General features: G+C 69.1%; 1 protein-coding gene and 1 pseudogene. Both read left to right on the top strand.

Going from position 1 to position 1,406, the window contains the following annotated elements:
* Window positions 1-356 precede the first annotated feature (356 nt).
* A pseudogene (locus Y705_RS23645) lies at window positions 357-632 on the top strand (alpha-amylase family glycosyl hydrolase); the annotation flags it as partial.
* Window positions 633-732: 100 nt separating this feature from the next.
* Window positions 733-1,406, top strand: a 674-nt coding sequence (locus tag Y705_RS18910) for an alpha-amylase family glycosyl hydrolase (protein ID WP_253908571.1), incomplete at its 3' end; no start/stop codon positions are given.

Here is a 1,406-nt window from a genome sequence, read left to right as displayed (position 1 = left end):
CCGAGACGCTGCCAGGCCTCGACGGCGGGGTGCACCACGGGGTGATCGGGCCCCTTGCCCAGGGCGCCCCCTACGCGTTCTGGCCCACTGGCAAGGCCCTCCCCGAAGATCCGGACACGGCGCAGCTCCTGCTCGATCCCTACGGGCGCGCCATCGAGGTCCGTGAGGCTGCAGCGGGCCCCGTCTACTTCTCGGTGTTCGTGGAGCACTCCTTCGACTGGGGAACGTCGGAACGTCCGCGGACTCCGTGGCGGGACACCGTGGTGTACGAGGCGCACGTCAAGGGACTGACGCAGCTGCACCCCGACGTGCCCGAGAACCTGAGCGGAACCTATGCGGGCCTCGCCCATCCGGCCATGGTGAAGTACCTGAAGGAACTCGGCATCACGGCAGTGGAACTGCTGCCCGTCCAGTTCCACATCGACGAGCCCCACCTCGAACCGCTCGGCCTCACCAACTACTGGGGCTACAACACGCTGGGCTTCTTCGCGGCCCACGCCGACTACGCCACGCAGCAGGCGCGCGCCGCCGGCCCGGAAGCCGTCCTGACGGAGTTCAAGGGCATGGTGAAGCAGCTGCACGAGGCGGGCCTCGAAGTGATCCTCGACGTGGTGTACAACCACACCGCCGAAGGGCCGCAGGGCCGACCCGCGCTGTGCTGGCGGGGGCTCGGGGACCGGGACTACTACCGACACGACGACGCCGGCGACGCTGCCAGGCCTCGACGGCGGGGTGCACCACGGGGTGATCGGGCCCCTTGCCCAGGGCGCCCCCTACGCGTTCTGGCCCACTGGCAAGGCCCTCCCCGAAGATCCGGACACGGCGCAGCTCCTGCTCGATCCCTACGGGCGCGCCATCGAGGTCCGTGAGGCTGCAGCGGGCCCCGTCTACTTCTCGGTGTTCGTGGAGCACTCCTTCGACTGGGGAACGTCGGAACGTCCGCGGACTCCGTGGCGGGACACCGTGGTGTACGAGGCGCACGTCAAGGGACTGACGCAGCTGCACCCCGACGTGCCCGAGAACCTGAGCGGAACCTATGCGGGCCTCGCCCATCCGGCCATGGTGAAGTACCTGAAGGAACTCGGCATCACGGCAGTGGAACTGCTGCCCGTCCAGTTCCACATCGACGAGCCCCACCTCGAACCGCTCGGCCTCACCAACTACTGGGGCTACAACACGCTGGGCTTCTTCGCGGCCCACGCCGACTACGCCACGCAGCAGGCGCGCGCCGCCGGCCCGGAAGCCGTCCTGACGGAGTTCAAGGGCATGGTGAAGCAGCTGCACGAGGCGGGCCTCGAAGTGATCCTCGACGTGGTGTACAACCACACCGCCGAAGGGCCGCAGGGCCGACCCGCGCTGTGCTGGCGGGGGCTCGGGGACCGGGACTACTACCGACACGACGACGC

The sequence above is a fragment of the Arthrobacter sp. H41 genome, assembly GCF_000520535.1.
GTDB lineage: Bacteria > Actinomycetota > Actinomycetes > Actinomycetales > Micrococcaceae > Arthrobacter_D.
Note: the sequence above shows the minus strand (reverse complement) of the source record. Positions and strands in the feature narration are given on the sequence as shown.